Origin of the sequence: Pseudomonas sp. EA_65y_Pfl1_P113, from assembly GCF_963970525.1 — a bacterium.
In the GTDB taxonomy this organism is placed as follows: Bacteria; Pseudomonadota; Gammaproteobacteria; order Pseudomonadales; family Pseudomonadaceae; genus Aquipseudomonas; species Aquipseudomonas tritici.
In genome coordinates, this window is record NZ_CAXAQM010000031.1 from 30,517 (window position 1) to 45,552 (window position 15,036).

Genomic DNA, 15,036 nt, shown 5'->3' on the forward strand with positions numbered 1-15,036 from the left:
CCTGTAATCTTATATTTCAAAGCAATCCATTCTCATTAGTCATGTTATATTGTTTCAATATCGCTATTGGAACGCTCTATCATGCCGTCTCGAAAAATCGCGCCCTTGGCTGGCCTGGCCTTAGGCTTGCTGCTCGAACCCGCTTTCGCTGAAGAAAACACCCTGGAACTCGACACCATCAGTGTCACCACCGATGCCTATGAATCCGCCACCGGCCCGGTCAAAGGCTACCGCGCCACCCGCTCCGCCAGCGCGACAAAAACCGACACTGCCATTCGTGACATCCCACAATCCATCAGCGTGATTCCCGCCACAGTGCTCAACGACCTGGGCAGCAACAACGTGGAACGTGCCTTGGAATTTGCCGGCGGTGTGTCCAAGCAAAACAACTTCGGCGGCCTCACCCTCTACGAATACAGTGTGCGCGGCTTCACCACGTCAGAGTTCTACCAGGACGGCTTCAGCGCCAACCGCGGCTACCCGAGCACACCGGATACGGCCAACATTGAGCGCATTGAAGTACTCAAGGGTCCCGCCGCCAGCCTGTATGGACGTGGCGACCCCGGCGGCACAGTGAATATCGTCACCAAGAAGCCTCAACCGGAAGCCTTCACCACCGTGCAAACCAGCGCCGGCAGTTGGGACCGCTACCGCACCGCCGTGGATGTGAACACCCCGCTGGACAGCGAAGGCAACGTGCTATCGCGGGTCAACCTGGCCGTGGAAGACAACCACAGCTTCCGCGATCACGTGCAGAGCAAGCGGGTATTCGTCGCGCCCTCGTTCAGTTGGCAACTGGACCCGGATACGAGCTTGCTGGTGGAAAGCGAATTCGTCCGCCACAGCTCTACCTTCGACCGCGGCATCGTCGACGCCAGCGGCGTATCGCGCTCCACCTTCCTCGGCGAGCCCAATGATGGCGACATCGACAACCACAACAACCGCATCCAGGCCACGCTGGAACATCACCTCAGCGACGCCTGGAAACTACGCCTGGCCAGCCACTACAAACAAGGCAGCCTGTGGGGCGACGCTTCGGAAAACCGCACACTGAATCCCGACGGCCACACTATCAACCGCCGCTATCGCGAACGCTCCATGGGTTGGCACGACAGCATTACCCAGCTTGAACTGCGTGGGTTGTTCGACATTGGCAGCTGGCAGCATGAGCTGCTGGTCGGCACTGAATACGAGGACTACCGCAAGAAGGAACGCGTGACGGCTATCGGCGGCAGCGACTATGCCATCGACATCTACAACCCGGTCTACGGCAAGGCCAAACCCAACGGCGTGCGCTCCGGCACCGACTTCTTCGAACAGACCAAAAGCCAGGCACTGAACCTGCAAGACCAGATCATCTTCACCGATCGCTTGCGCGGCATGGTTGGCGCGCGCTTCGAGCATTTCGAACAAAGCACCGACGACTTCACACGCAATCACGCCAAGAGCCGGCAAACCCACAACGCCTTTACCCAACGCGCTGGCCTGCTCTACCAGCTAACGCCCGACGTCGGCGTGTTCGCCAACGCCTCTACCTCGTTCAAACCCAACAGCGGCCTGGATGCCAACGGCAGAACCTTCAAGCCGGAAGAAGGCGTGGGTTATGAAGTGGGGATCAAGAGCGAGCTGTTCGACGACCGCCTCAGCGCCACCCTCGCCGCGTTCCATATCGAAAAGGAAAACGTGCTGGCCCTGGACCCTGCCACCAACCTGAATCGCGCCATGGGCAAAGCGCGCAGCCAGGGCTTTGACCTGCAACTGACCGGGCAAGTGACCGATGCGGTACGGGTGATCGGCGCGGTTGCCTACATCGAGGCCGAAGTCACCAAGGGCGACAAAGCCATTCCAGCCGGCAGCCGGATTCTCGGCGTGGCCAAGCGCAGCGGCAGTCTGTTGGGGGTGTATGAGTTTCAGGATGGCGCGTTGCGCGGATCCGATTTGGGTGCAGCGTTTACCTACGTGGGCGATCGCTCCGGTGAAGCAGGTACGCGTTTCGAACTGCCGGCTTACCACACGGTGGATCTGCTGGCCCATTACAAAGCCACGGAGAATGTCACCGTGGGTTTGAACCTGAACAACCTGTTTGATGAGAAGTACTACGAGCGGTCCTACAGCAGCTATTGGATCAATCCGGGTGAGCCGCGCAATCTCACGGTCAGCCTGACCCTCAAGCTGTAAACACAGTAAAAAAATGTGGGAGCGGCGGTGCGACGATTCGCGAGCAAGCCCGCTCCCACAGTTTGATGTTCATTCGGCTTAAGTTATAGCGTCGTGGGCGCTCTTTCACACAAGGTATTGAGCGCCTTCGCCCACTGTGGATCATCATTCAGGCACGGCACCAGCACCAACTCCTCGCCCCCGGCCTCGCGGAACTGCTCCAGCCCGCGATCGCCGATTTCTTCCAGCGTCTCGATGCAATCGGCGACAAACGCCGGGCACATTACCAGCAGCTTTTTCACACCTTGCTGGGCCAAGGCTTCCAGGCGGGCTTCGGTGTAGGGTTCGATCCACTTCGCCCGGCCCAGGCGCGATTGGAAGGCCACCGACCATTTGCCCTCCGGCAAACCCAGCCGTTCGGCGAAATCGCGGGCGACGCTGAAGCATTGCGCGCGGTAGCACGTCTGCAGCACCTCAGCCGATGCGTTCTTGCAGCAATCGGCGTCCTTGAAGCAATGCTGGCCCGTCGGGTCGAGCTTGGTCAGATGGCGCTCGGGCAGCCCGTGGAAACTCAGCAGCAGGTGATCGTAATCCTGCTCCACATAGGACCGAACGCTCGCCGCGAGCGCATCAAGGTATTCCGGCTGATCGTAGAACGGCTGCAAGATCGAGAATTGCACGTCCAACTGTTTATCGCGCACAACCCGCTTGGCCTCTTCAATCACAGTGGTCACGGTGCTGTCGGCAAACTGCGGATACAACGGCGCCAAGGTCACTTTGCGGATGCCTTGGGCGGCGAGGCGCGTCAGCACAGTTTCAATGGACGGTTCGCCGTAGCGCATCGCCAACTCCACCGGGCCTTGGGTCCACTGCGTGGTCATCTGCTGTTGCAGACGGCGGCTGAGCACCACCAGCGGCGAGCCCTCGTCCCACCAGATGGAGGCGTAGGCGTGCGCCGACTGCTCGGGGCGCTTGATCAGGATCAGCGACACCAGCAAGCGCCGCACCGGCCACGGCAGGTCGATCACATAAGGGTCCATCAGGAATTGATTGAGGTAGCTGCGCACATCGGCCACCGAAGTGGACTTTGGCGAGCCCAGATTGACCAGTAATAACGCGTGATCCGTCATGCAACATCCTATCTCTAGAGGCGGCTGGACAAGTCGTCCAGAGCCGCGCGCAACTCAGTGAACTGGAAAGTGAAACCAGCGGCCAGTAACCGTTCGGGCACCGCCTTCTGCCCACCCAACAAAAGGCCGGACAACTCGCCCAGGCCCACCTTCAACGCAAAGGCCGGCATCGGCATGAACGCCGGGCGGTGCAGCACCTGGCCCAGGGTTTTCGCAAACTCGCGATTGCGCACCGGGTGTGGCGCGCAGGCATTATAAGGACCGCTGGCGTCAGGCTTGTGCAGAAGAAAATCAATCAGGCCGATTTGATCCTTTATATGGACCCACGGCATCCACTGCCGACCATTACCGATAGGCCCGCCCAGCGCCAGTTTGAAAGGCAGCAACAGCCGCGACAAAAAGCCGCCCTCAGCCGCCAGCACCAGCCCGGTACGTACCAGCACTACGCGAATGCCCAAGGCTTCGGCGCGCTGGGCGGTTTCTTCCCAGGCGATGCACAGCTGGCTGGAGAAATCGTCCTGCACGGGGCCGCTGGCTTCGGTCAATTCGCGTTCACCGCCATCGCCATACCAGCCCACCGCCGAGCCGGAAATCAACACCGCTGGTTTTTGTGCCAGACCTTCAAGCCACGCCAGCAAGGTTTCGGTGAGGCTGATACGACTGCTCCACAGCAAGGCCTTGCGCTTGTGGGTCCAGGGGCGATCGGCGATGGCGGCGCCGGCGAGGTTAATGACCGCATCCACCGGGCCGATAACCTCTTGCAGGCGATCAACCCCCGACACTTGGTCGCCACACAACTTGGCGACCTGGTCCGGATGACGACTCCACACCGTCAGGCGATGGCCCTGCGCAATCCAGTGTTGGCAGAGTTGGCGGCCGATCAGGCCAGTACCGCCGGTCAGCAAAATGTGCATGGGACGCTCCTCATGTAACGTTCGCCGCCGATCACTGGTCTATTTTATAAGCAGGGATCAATTTGAACGGGCGTAACGTTGGATTAAGCCTATGGGTTAACCATAGGTCACGCCGTAAGAACAGGTAAGCCAAAACTTATACCAAAAAACAATATTGTACAGCTATTGGTGTCGGCGTAGTCTGTACCCAACGGTAAAACGAGGCCTCCCATGACTGTTCCCATCGCGATCATCGGCACCGGCATCGCCGGTCTCTCCGCCGCCCGAGCGTTACAAGACGCGGGGCACGTTGTACAACTCTTCGATAAAAGCCGCGGCAGCGGTGGCCGCATGTCCAGCAAGCGCAGCGATGCCGGTGCCCTGGACATGGGTGCGCAGTACTTCACCGCCCGCGACCGGCGTTTCGTCAACGAAGTCCAGCGCTGGCAAAGTAACGGTTGGGCCGAGCAATGGAAGCCCCAGCTGTACAACTTCAAGTCCGGCCAACTCACACCCTCCCCCGATGAACAGATCCGCTGGGTCGGCACTCCCCGCATGAGCGCGATCACCCGCGCCCTGCTCGACGACCTGCCGGTGGCGTTTGGTTGCCGCATCACCGAAGTGTTCCAGGGCAAACAACACTGGAACCTGTTGGACGCCGACGGCGAGAACCACGGCCCGTTCAGCCACGTGATCATCGCCACCCCGGCTCCGCAAGCCACCGCGCTGCTGGCCGCCGCTCCCAAGCTGGCGAGTGCCGCCGCCGGTGTGAAAATGGACCCTACCTGGGCCATCGCCCTGGCGTTCGACCCCCCCCTGGATACGCCCATGCAAGGCTGCTTTGTACAAGACAGCCCCCTCGATTGGCTGGCGCGCAACCGCAGCAAACCAGGGCGCGACGCCACACTCGACACCTGGGTACTGCACGCCACCAGTGCCTGGAGCAAGGCCCACCTGGACCTGTCCAGAGAGGCCGTGATCGAGCACCTGCACGGTGCTTTCGCCGAACTGCTGCACAGCGCCATGCCCGCGCCGTCGTTCAGCCTGGCGCACCGCTGGCTCTACGCACGACCATCCAGCAGCCACGAATTCGGCGTGCTGGCTGATGCCGACCTCGGCCTGTATGTGTGTGGCGACTGGTGCCTGTCGGGCCGCGTCGAGGGCGCATGGCTCAGCGGCCAGGAAGCCGCGCGACGCTTGATCGAGCACCTGCAATGAACCGTATCAATCCCGCCAAATTGCTGCTGTCGAAGTGGACAGCAGCACGCCCCCGAAACAAGGAAAAACACTTTCTGGTCACCGAATTGTTTCGCGACGATGAAGGCACCGTACTGGAAATAGAACTGCAAGCCGTCATGACCCGGCGCAGCGAACGCCTGCCCTGGCAAACCCTGCAAGATATCGACGCCTGGAAAATCGGCTGGAAATAGACCGCACGCAAAACTTGTACAAATAATTTGACTTGTACAGCACCGAACCTATGATGAGGCTTAGTTGTACAACATTTTTATGTTGTACAGGAACCTTGCAGAGGGTTGGTTTATGTCCAGCACTACCAAACCGAAGATCGCCATCAGCGCCTGCCTGCTGGGCGAAAACGTGCGCTTCAACGGCGGCCATAAACAATCACTGCTGTGCAGTCAGACCCTCGCTGACTATTTCGACTTTGTGCCGTTGTGCCCTGAAGTGGCGATCGGTCTGGGTATCCCCCGCGAACCGATCCGCCTGGTGGGCGACGCGACCCATCCGCAAGCTGTCGGCACCGTTAATCGCGCACTGAACGTGACCCAGCCGCTGGACGACTACGGCCAGCAAATGGCCGCGGAACACACCGACCTGTGTGGCTACATCTTTATGCAGAAGTCGCCGTCCTGTGGCCTGGAGCGGGTCAAGGTGTACCGCGACAACGGCACCCCGGTGGACGGAGGCGGGCGTGGCATCTACGCCCAGGCATTTTGTGAACGCCACCCTAACCTGCCGGTGGAAGAGGACGGTCGGCTGAATGACCCCGTGCTGCGGGAAAATTTCCTGGCCCGTGTATTCGTCTACGCCAGTTGGCAACAACTGCTGGCCGAAGGACTGACACGCCACCGTTTGCTGGCCTTTCATTCGCGCTATAAATACTTGCTGATGGCCCACAGCCCGGCGCATTACAAAAGCCTTGGCCACCTGCTGGGCAGCATGACCAAGGGCGCCAACCTCGACGAATTGGCCAGCTGTTATTTCAGCGACCTGATGACCGGCCTGAGCAAATGTGCGACCCGTGGCACCCACTCCAATGTATTGCAACACATCAGCGGTTACCTCAAACAGGCCATCAGCGCCGAAGACAAGCAGGAAATGCAAACCGTCATCGGCCAATACCGCCACGGCATCGTACCGCTGGTGGTGCCGTTGACCCTGCTAAAGCACCACTTTCGCCAACACCCGGACCGCTACATCGCGCAGCAGGCCTACCTGCAACCGCACCCGGAAAACCTCAGCCTGCGAAATGCGATCTAGACCATGAGAGCTGCCCTGCTAGACGAACCCGGCGAAGACATCGCCCAAGCCCTCCAAGAAGGCTGGCTGCCAATCCGCGAAGTGGCGCGCCAGACCGGCGTTAATGCCGTGACCCTGCGCGCCTGGGAGCGCCGTTACGGCCTGATCGTGCCCCAGCGCACGCCCAAGGGCCACCGGCTGTTCAGCGCCGAGCATGTGCAACGCATCCACACCATTCTCACCTGGCTCAATCGTGGCGTGCCGGTCAGCCAAGTCAAAGGCCTGATCGACTCCGCCCAGGCCATTCCCAATGCCGTGGAAAATGAATGGCACACCCTGCGCCAGAACCTGGTACACGCCATCAGTGAATTGACTGAGCGCCGGGTCGACGACGCCTTCAACCAGGCCATGGCACTGTACCCGCCACGCACCTTATGCGAGCAACTGCTGTTACCGCTGCTGCAGGAGCTGGAACAGCGTTGGCAAGGTCAATTCCGCGCGCAGATGGAACGGGTATTTTTCTTGTCCTGGCTGCGAAGCAAGTTTGGTGCGCGCATCTACCACAACAATCGCCAGCTGCAGGGTGCGCCATTGCTGCTGGTCAACCAGTCCGACCTGCCACTGGAACCGCATTTGTGGCTCAGCGCCTGGCTGGCCAGCAGTGCCGACTGCCCGGTGGAAGTGTTCGACTGGCCGCTGCCCGTCGGCGAGCTGGCCCTGGCGGTGGAACACCTGCGGCCGCGCGCCGTGTTGCTGTATTCGAGCAAGGCGCTGCAGTTGTCGACATTCGCGAAACTTCTGGGCGGCATCAGTTGCCCTAAGTTGATCGTCGGACCAACGGTGTGCATCCACCAGGCGGAGTTGGCGGTATTAACCCATGACATCCCTGAGTTGCTCGTCGCCGAAGAGCCGTTGTCGGCTCATCAGCTACTGATCCAGCGTGGACTTCTTTAAATGCATCTGATCTGGCTGCGCACAGACTTGCGCCAACACGACAACACCGCCCTGACCGCCGCGAGCCAGCGGGGTCCGATGGCGGCCGTCTACCTGATCACACCCGAGCAATGGCTGGCCCACGACGATGCGCCGTGCAAAGTGGATTTCTGGCTGCGCAACCTGCAAGCGCTGAGTAAAACGCTGGGCGAGCTGAACATTCCCCTGCTGATTCGCACCGCCGCCACCTGGGACCAGGCGCCCAGCGTGCTGGGCACGCTGTGCCGCGAACTCTCGGTGGAGTCGGTGCACGTCAACGAGGAATACGGCATTCATGAAAGCCGTCGCGATGCGGCAGTGTCCAAGGCATTGGAAGAGGCAGGTGTCACTTTCCACAGCTACTTGGATCAACTGTTCTTCCAGCCTGGCAGTGTGCTGACCAAGACCGGCACTTACTTTCAGGTGTACAGCCAGTTCCGCAAGGTTTGCTACACCCGCCTGCACAGCGCGTTACCCCAGAGGGTCGCTGCGCCAAAGGCCCAGGCTGCGCTCAAGCTGAAAAGCGACCCCATCCCGAACACGGTCGAAGGTTTCGAGCCGCCCAGCGACACGCTGCGTGCCCTCTGGCCCGCCGGTGAAGACGAGGCCCAGCGGCGCCTCGACGCCTTCGCCGACCAGCAGATCAGCTACTACAAGGACGAGCGTGACTTCCCGGCCAAGCCCGGCACCAGCCAGCTCTCTGCCTACCTCGCGGCGGGGGTGATTTCGCCGCGCCAATGCCTGCACGCCGCGTTACAAGCCAACGGTGGCGAGTTCGAGAGTGGCGACATGGGCGCCATCACCTGGATCAACGAATTGCTGTGGCGCGAGTTCTACAAGCACATCCTAGTGGGTTACCCACGGGTGTCGCGCCACCGTGCGTTCCGCCCCGAAACCGAAGCCGTGGCTTGGCGCAATGCACCCAAAGATCTCGCCGCGTGGCAGGAAGCGCGCACCGGCCTGCCGATCATCGACGCCGCCATGCGTCAACTGCTTGAAACTGGCTGGATGCACAACCGCCTGCGCATGGTCGTGGCGATGTTCCTGACTAAAAATCTGCTGATCGATTGGCGCGAAGGCGAGCGCTTCTTTATGCGCCATCTGATTGATGGTGACCTGGCCGCTAATAACGGCGGCTGGCAGTGGAGTTCATCCACCGGCACCGACTCGGCGCCGTACTTCCGGATTTTCAGCCCTTTGAGCCAGTCGGAAAAATTCGACAGCGAAGGCGTCTTTATCAAGCACTGGCTGCCGGAACTTGCCGCACTGAATAAAAAGGGCGTGCACAACCCGGATGCAGCCGGTGGTTTGTTCGGCGTGGCCGACTACCCACGATCGATTGTCGACCTGAAGAAATCCCGCGAACGCGCCCTGGCCGCCTTCCGTAGCCTGCCCTCGCGACAAGCCGCAGGGGGCGAATATGAGTGATTTCCTGCGCCGCTTCGCACAGGCCTTTGCCACGCTGGACAAGCACAACCTGCACCTGCTCGACAGCTTGTACAGCAAGGACATCGTCTTTACCGACCCGCTCCACGAAGTCCATGGGCTGCCCGACTTGCACCGTTACTTCAGCGAGCTGTATGGCAACATCAGCCAGCTACGCTTCGACTTCCACGGTTTCGACCAAGTGGCCGAGGGCGAAGGTTACCTGCGCTGGAAAATGAGTTTCTGCCACCCGCGCCTGGCCAAGGGCAAGGTGATTCGGGTGGAAGGCTGCTCGCACTTGATGTGGCGTGACAAGGTGTACCGCCACCGTGACTACTTCGATGCCGGCGCCATGCTGTACGAACATTTGCCGGTACTGGGCAGACTCGTCAGTTGGCTGAAAAGGAGAGTGGGATGAACGCAGTACCGCCCCGTCGTTATTGGCTGACCGGCGCCAGCAGTGGTATCGGTGCAGCGCTGGCCGTGGAGCTGCTCAACAGCGGCGCACACGTCGCACTCAGCTCCCGCACCAAAGAGCCTTTGGAAGCACTCGCCCAACGTTACCCCGGCCAAGTGCTGGTGGTGGCCGGCGACCTGACCAACAGCCAGACCGTGCGCGAGATCGGCGAACATATCGGCGTGGCCTGGGGTTCCCTGGACACGGTGATCCTCAATGCCGGCACCTGTGAATATGTGGACGCCAAGCAGTTTGATTCATCAATCATCGAGCACGTGGTGCGCACCAACCTACTGGCAAGCAGCTATTGCATCGAAGCAGCCCTGCCGCTTTTGCGGGCAGGGCGCAGCCCCCACCTGGTGGGTGTCGCCAGCGCCGTGACTTACCTGCCGATGCCTCGCGCCGAAGCCTATGGCGCGTCCAAGGCCGGCTTGCGCTACCTGTTCGAGGCACTGCGCATCAGCCTTTCGCCGGAAAACATCGACGTTACCGTGATCAGCCCAGGCTTTGTCGACACGCCGCTGACCGAACGCAACGACTTCCCCATGCCCCTCAGTTGGTCGGCAGACAAAGCCGCGCGGCACATCTTCGCCAAGCTGGAAAAACGCCCGCTGGAAATCGCCTTTCCTGCACTCTTTATCGCCACCCTCTGGCCGCTGTCGAAATTGCCGAATCGCGCGCAGTTGATCATCGGTAAACGCATGTTGCGCAGTCCGCCGCCGAAAAAGGACGACCTGTGAAGATCGCCATCATCGGCAGCGGCATCGCGGGGCTGACCAGTGCTTACCTGCTCAGCCGCCAGCATGAGATTACGCTGTTCGAAGCGGGTGATCGTATTGGCGGGCATACCCACACGGTCAACGTGACCGTCGAGGGCAAAAGCTACGCGGTAGACACCGGCTTCATCGTGTTTAACGACTGGACCTACCCCAACTTCATCCGCCTGCTGGAGCAGATAGGGGTAACGTTCAAACCTACCGAGATGAGCTTTTCGGTGTGCGATGAGCAGACGGGGTTCGAGTACAACGGCAACAACCTTAACAGCCTGTTTGCCCAGCGTCGCAATATCCTTTCGCCGGGCTTCTGGGGCATGTTGCGCGACATCTTGCGCTTCAATCGCCAGGCACCGCTGGACCTGCAAGACCAACGCATCAGCGCCGAAATGACCCTGGGTGACTACCTCAACGCCGGTCACTACGGCGAGCGGTTTATCCGGCACTACATCGTGCCGATGGGCGCGGCGATCTGGTCGATGTCCCTGGCTGACATGCTTGCATTCCCCTTGCAGTTCTTTGTGCGCTTCTTTAAGAATCACGGCTTGCTCTCGGTGAGTAACCGCCCGCAATGGTGCGTGATCGAGGGTGGCTCCAGCCGTTACATCGAACCGCTGACCCGCAGCTTCCGCGAACAGATCCGCCTCAATTGCCCTGTGCATAACGTTGAGCGTACCGACGACGGCGTGGTTATCCACAGCCCGGCCGGCAGCGAGGCATTTGATCGAGTGGTCTTCGCCTGCCACAGCGACCAGGCCCTGGCGCTGCTGGCCGATCCAAGCCCAGCCGAACAAGCGGTCCTCGGCGCCCTGCCCTATGCCGATAACGAAGTGGTGCTGCACACCGACACCCGCCTGCTGCCCGACCGCAAACTGGCCTGGGCCAGCTGGAATTATCGGCTGACCGGCAATGGGCAGGCGCCGGCGGCGGTGACCTATGACATGAACATACTGCAAGGCATCGACAGCGCCACGACCTTTTGCGTGAGCCTGAACCAGACGTCGATGATCAACCCGCTGAAGGTCCTGGCGCGCTACACCTACGCCCATCCGCAATACAGCCTGGCAGCGGTGGCGGCCCAAGGCCGTTGGGAGGAAGTGTCTGGCGTGCGTAACACCTTCTATTGCGGTGCCTACTGGGCCAACGGTTTCCACGAAGACGGCGTGGTCAGCGCTTTGCGCGTCGCCCAGGCGTTTGGGGAAACCCTGTGAACAGCGCCCTGTACAGCGGCTGGATTGCCCATCGCCGATTTGCGCCCAAGGCCCACGCCTTTCGCTACCGCATCGGCCTGCTGTACCTGGACTTGAGCGAAGAACACGAAGTGCTTGGGCTCTCGCCCCTGGCCGGGCGCAGTTGGCTGGCGCCCTTTGGTTTTCGCCAACAGGATTACCTGCGTGAATTGACGCGCACCGGCATGAGCTTGAGCGATGCCGTGCGCCAGGAAGTCGGCAAGGCACTGGGGCGTACACCTCAGGGCGTTATCTGCCTACTGACCCAGGCTCGCAGTTGGGGCCTGGCTTTTAACCCTGTGAGTTTCTTCTACTGCTTCGAGGCCGACGGACGTCTGGCCGCGATCCTGTGTGAAGTGACCAACACCCCATGGCGCGAGCGCTATCACTACGTGCTGCCCGCCCAGACCCTCGGCGCAGATGAACACCAGCACTTCGCCGTGGCCAAGGCCTTCCATGTGTCGCCGTTTTTGCCGCGCGACCTGGAATACCGCATGAGCTTCAGCGCACCCGCCGCCAAACTCGGCGTGCACATGGCCGACTGGCAGGGCGAGCTGAAAGTGTTCGACGCCACCTTGAGCCTGCACAAGGAAGCGCTGAACCGCACCAGTTTGCATCGTTACCTAAGGCGCTTCCCCTGGATGACCGCCAAGACCTGCCTGGCGATCTACTGGCAAGCCATGCGCCTGTTGCTTAAACGCACACCGATTTTTCCTCACCGGGCCGCCGATGGCGCCTCCCGCACCGCAGTCGGTTATTCCAAGGATCGCCGCCATGAAATCCCCTAACGTATCGGTCAAGGCCAACCGCCTGAACGTCAACGGCATGACCACCGCGCTGTTGCGCAAAGGCGTACTGCGCCAACTCAGCCAATTGCGCCATGGCCAGTTGGTGGTGATCGAGGATGGCGAGCAGCAAGTATTCGGCGCGCGCGAAGCGCACTTGCTGGGGGAGATCCAGATACTCGACCCCGCCGTGTGGGGCCTGGTGGCGGCCAACGGTTCTATTGGCGCTGGCGAGGCGTTTATTCACGGTTACTGGAGCAGCCCGGACCTGACCGCCGTGGTGCGCGTGATGGTCAGCAACCTGGATGTGCTGGATGCGATGGAAGGCGGCCTAGCACGCCTGGCCCGGCCGTTCACCCAGGGCCTGCACTGGCTCAATCGCAACACACACAAGGGTTCGCAAAAAAACATCGCCGCCCACTACGACCTCGGCAACGACCTGTTCGAAGAATTCCTCGACCCCACCATGATGTACTCGGCGGCGCAATTCCTGACCCCCGACGACACCCTGGAGCAGGCGCAACTGAACAAGCTTGAGCGCATCTGCCAGAAGCTGGCGCTCAAGCCCAGCGACCACCTGCTGGAAATCGGCACCGGCTGGGGCAGCATGGCGCTGTATGCGGCGCAGCATTACGGCTGCAAGGTCACCACCACGACCTTGTCCAAGGAACAGTTTGCCTACACTGAAAAACGCATCGAGGTCCTGGGGCTGCAAAGCCAGGTCACCTTGTTGCTGAAGGATTACCGCGACCTGACCGGCCAGTACGACAAGCTGGTGTCCATCGAGATGATCGAAGCAGTGGGCCATCGCTTTCTGCCGACCTACTTCAAACAGTGCGCGCACCTGCTCAAAAGTGACGGCCTGATGTTGCTGCAAGCCATCACCATTCGTGAGCAACGCTTTGAACAGGCCAAGCGCAGTGTGGATTTCATCCAGCGCTATATCTTCCCAGGCGGCGCTTTGCCCTGTGTGCAGAACATGCTGCACATCGTCAGCCGCGACACCGATATGAACCTGCTGCACATGGAGGATTTCGGCCTGCATTACGCACGAACCTTGCGCCTGTGGCATGAGAATTTTCGCCGCGCCCATGGCCGCCTCGCCGAATTGGGCTACGACGAATACTTCCTTCGGCTGTGGGAGTTTTACCTGTGTTACTGCGAAGGCGGCTTTATGGAGCGCACCATTGGCACCGCGCAATTGCTGCTGGCCAAACCGTCGGCGATCAACCCGCCGTTGCTTGGCCGCTTCAGTGCTTAAGACATTGGCCAATGCCGTGCTGTTTCAGTGCGGCTGGTTCGCCTGTGTGCTCGGCGGTGACAGCTTATGGTTACTGGTAGGGCTGGCTGTACTGGGCATTCATCTGCTGTGGATAAGTTCATGGGCGCAAGACGGCAGGTTGATCCTGGGCGTGACCTTGCTGGGCACGTTGGTCGATACGTCATTACGCACCGTCGGCTTTTTTCAGTTCAGTGAGCCTGGGCCTTTGATTCCGCTGTGGTTAGTGATGCTATGGGCGCTGTTGGCAACCACGCTGCGTCATTGCCTGGCTTGGAGCACCCAACCTCGGTGGCTCGCAGCGTTACTGGGGGCCGTCGGCGGTCCGATGTCTTATTTCGCAGGCAGTCAGTTGGCCGGGGTAAGCTTCGGTTACGCCCTGGGGCCGAGCCTGGTGGGATTGGCACTGCTGTGGGCTTTACTCTTCATACTCCTGGCAAGCGTTGCCAGAAAAAACTGAAGTCGGTCGGCTTTTACTTGCAGCTTGCCGCTCAAAGCTGGAAGCTGCCGCCATGTCCAACATCCCCCACACCCAAATCGCTGAACCCGCCGTCACCTGCTCGACGTGCGCGGCCTGCTGCTGCCAGCTGGAAGTGATGCTGATTACCGACACCGGCGTGCCGGAGCGCTATATCGATACCGACGATTGGGGCGGCGAAGTGATGCTGCGCCTGGAAGACGGCTGGTGCGCAGCGCTGGATCGGGACACGATGATGTGCACGATCTATGAGCGACGGCCGTTGATTTGCCGAGAGTTCGAGATGGGTGCGCCGGAGTGTTTGACCGAACGCGAAGGGATTGCGACGGCGTATCGCTGACCTTGAAACAGGTAGAAATCCAAATGTGGAAGCGAGCAAGCCCGCTCCCACAAGGGGATCTTCAGTGGCCTGAAGATTACAGCGCCATGGTGTAATGCAACGAGTAGCTCTCTACTCCGTCGTTATTGCTGCTGATCCCGGCGTTGGAATAGTGCGTGGCACGAATGCCCACTTCATGCCCACCGGTAAACCGCAGACCAAAACCCAGGCGGTCTTCGAACTGAAAGGCTTGGCCAATGTTGTTGTCTTCCAGCTGGGTACGGGAGAACACCGCTACGCCGATCCCGGCTTCGATGTAGGGTTTGACCGACTGTCCGGCAAACTCATACACAAACACGGGCGAGAACGACAGGCTGCTGGCACCGGCGCGATCGTCACCTTCCCAGTAAGTGTAAGCACCGCTCCAATAGCCCGTCAGGCGACCCGTATCGCTCTGCATCCAGCTCTTGTCCCAATCGGACGTCAACCCCAGCCGATAGGTCAGCGTTGAATCACTGGTTGCCCCCAGACCAAACTCCAACCCGGCGGCGTGCGCCGAAAAAGAGTGTCCCATTACCGCAGCCGCAAGCGCAGCCAAACAGAGAAAACGCTTCATATGAAACATCCCTTCAAACGACGTTGTAAGATTTTATGTACA

16 protein-coding genes are annotated in these 15,036 nt (G+C 60.4%); 13 read left to right on the forward strand and 3 right to left on the reverse strand.

Annotation, left to right across the window (positions count from 1 at the left end):
* The first annotated feature begins 81 nt into the window (after positions 1–81).
* Entirely contained in the window at positions 82–2,178 is a 2,097-nt protein-coding gene (locus AACY52_RS22535) for a TonB-dependent siderophore receptor (protein WP_339419559.1), read from the forward strand.
* 83 nt (positions 2,179–2,261) lie between these two features.
* Here AACY52_RS22535 and hemH read toward each other — a convergent pair whose 3' ends face one another.
* Positions 2,262–3,287, reverse strand: a complete 1,026-nt coding sequence (gene hemH / locus AACY52_RS22540) for a ferrochelatase (protein WP_339419561.1) — start codon at positions 3,285–3,287, stop codon at positions 2,262–2,264.
* Between the two features lie 14 nt (positions 3,288–3,301).
* Positions 3,302–4,201: a TIGR01777 family oxidoreductase gene (locus AACY52_RS22545; protein WP_339419562.1), complete on the reverse strand. Its 900-nt coding sequence runs from the start codon at positions 4,199–4,201 to the stop codon at positions 3,302–3,304.
* 210 nt (positions 4,202–4,411) lie between these two features.
* On the opposite strand from AACY52_RS22545, the gene AACY52_RS22550 reads away from it, so the two are divergent.
* From AACY52_RS22550 to AACY52_RS22605, 12 genes are all read left to right on the forward strand, one after another.
* Positions 4,412–5,398: an FAD-dependent oxidoreductase gene (locus AACY52_RS22550; RefSeq protein WP_339560797.1), complete on the forward strand. Its 987-nt coding sequence runs from the start codon at positions 4,412–4,414 to the stop codon at positions 5,396–5,398.
* Positions 5,395–5,610 (forward strand): TIGR02450 family Trp-rich protein, encoded by a 216-nt coding sequence (locus AACY52_RS22555; protein ID WP_049710090.1) that lies wholly within the window; start codon positions 5,395–5,397, stop codon positions 5,608–5,610. Before AACY52_RS22550 ends, AACY52_RS22555 begins: the two co-directional genes overlap by 4 nt.
* 112 nt (positions 5,611–5,722) lie before the next feature.
* A complete protein-coding gene (locus AACY52_RS22560; RefSeq protein ID WP_339419567.1) occupies positions 5,723–6,682 on the forward strand; it encodes a DUF523 and DUF1722 domain-containing protein in 960 nt (319 codons plus the stop codon).
* Between the two features lie 3 nt (positions 6,683–6,685).
* Positions 6,686–7,615, forward strand: coding sequence for a MerR family transcriptional regulator (locus AACY52_RS22565; protein WP_339419569.1), 930 nt, complete (start codon positions 6,686–6,688; stop codon positions 7,613–7,615).
* Positions 7,616–9,061, forward strand: coding sequence for a deoxyribodipyrimidine photo-lyase (gene phrB, locus AACY52_RS22570; RefSeq protein ID WP_339439080.1), 1,446 nt, complete (start codon positions 7,616–7,618; stop codon positions 9,059–9,061).
* Positions 9,054–9,476 (forward strand): nuclear transport factor 2 family protein, encoded by a 423-nt coding sequence (locus AACY52_RS22575; RefSeq protein ID WP_339439078.1) that lies wholly within the window; start codon positions 9,054–9,056, stop codon positions 9,474–9,476. The genes phrB and AACY52_RS22575 overlap by 8 nt, the downstream gene beginning before the upstream one ends.
* Positions 9,473–10,255, forward strand: coding sequence for an SDR family NAD(P)-dependent oxidoreductase (locus AACY52_RS22580; protein ID WP_339419575.1), 783 nt, complete (start codon positions 9,473–9,475; stop codon positions 10,253–10,255). Before AACY52_RS22575 ends, AACY52_RS22580 begins: the two co-directional genes overlap by 4 nt.
* Complete coding sequence (locus AACY52_RS22585) at positions 10,252–11,499, forward strand: FAD-dependent oxidoreductase (RefSeq protein ID WP_339419577.1); 1,248 nt, start codon at positions 10,252–10,254, stop codon at positions 11,497–11,499. Before AACY52_RS22580 ends, AACY52_RS22585 begins: the two co-directional genes overlap by 4 nt.
* Positions 11,496–12,305 (forward strand): DUF1365 domain-containing protein, encoded by an 810-nt coding sequence (locus AACY52_RS22590; RefSeq protein WP_339427188.1) that lies wholly within the window; start codon positions 11,496–11,498, stop codon positions 12,303–12,305. Before AACY52_RS22585 ends, AACY52_RS22590 begins: the two co-directional genes overlap by 4 nt.
* Complete coding sequence (locus AACY52_RS22595) at positions 12,292–13,563, forward strand: cyclopropane-fatty-acyl-phospholipid synthase family protein (RefSeq protein WP_339419581.1); 1,272 nt, start codon at positions 12,292–12,294, stop codon at positions 13,561–13,563. The genes AACY52_RS22590 and AACY52_RS22595 overlap by 14 nt, the downstream gene beginning before the upstream one ends.
* Positions 13,556–14,041 (forward strand): DUF2878 domain-containing protein, encoded by a 486-nt coding sequence (locus tag AACY52_RS22600; RefSeq protein ID WP_339419583.1) that lies wholly within the window; start codon positions 13,556–13,558, stop codon positions 14,039–14,041. Before AACY52_RS22595 ends, AACY52_RS22600 begins: the two co-directional genes overlap by 8 nt.
* Positions 14,042–14,093: 52 nt before the next feature.
* Positions 14,094–14,399, forward strand: a complete 306-nt coding sequence (locus AACY52_RS22605) for a YkgJ family cysteine cluster protein (RefSeq protein WP_339419584.1) — start codon at positions 14,094–14,096, stop codon at positions 14,397–14,399.
* 76 nt (positions 14,400–14,475) lie between these two features.
* On the opposite strand, the gene AACY52_RS22610 is transcribed toward AACY52_RS22605, so the two are convergent.
* Positions 14,476–14,994, reverse strand: coding sequence for an acyloxyacyl hydrolase (locus AACY52_RS22610; protein ID WP_339419586.1), 519 nt, complete (start codon positions 14,992–14,994; stop codon positions 14,476–14,478).
* Between the last annotated feature and the right edge of the window lie 42 nt (positions 14,995–15,036).